General features: G+C 45.5%; 1 protein-coding gene. It reads left to right on the top strand.

The genetic code is table 11. The annotated features are described in order from the left end of the window. On the top strand, positions 1–345 hold a 345-nt coding region (locus BCT81_RS00600), incomplete at both ends, for a lytic murein transglycosylase (protein ID WP_133152469.1).

The following is a 345-nucleotide window of genomic DNA, read 5'->3' as shown; positions in this document are numbered from 1 at the left end:
CTGAAGCGATCATTGATGAAGCCTTTGATGGTGTGACGTTTAAGCCAAGAGCGGTCAAAGCGGATAAAAACCAACCTGAAAAGAAACTGACTCTGGATGAGTATATTCCACGAGCAGTACCAGATTGGAAAGTGAAGCAAGCAAGATCACTGTATAAGAAGCATTACAAAGCCTTAAAGCGCATTGGTGATGAATATGGCGTTCAGCCTCGATTTATTGTCGCGTTATGGGGTGTTGAGAGTAACTTCGGTAAATTCACGGGTAATTACAGCGTTATCGACGCTTTAACGACCATGGCTTACGAAGGGCGCAGAGAAGCGTTTTTCCGCAGTGAAGCGATGGCGG

The organism is Vibrio sp. 10N.261.52.A1 (genome assembly GCF_002876325.1).
GTDB lineage: Bacteria > Pseudomonadota > Gammaproteobacteria > Enterobacterales > Vibrionaceae > Vibrio > Vibrio chagasii.
This window is presented reverse-complemented; position numbering and strand designations above follow the sequence as displayed.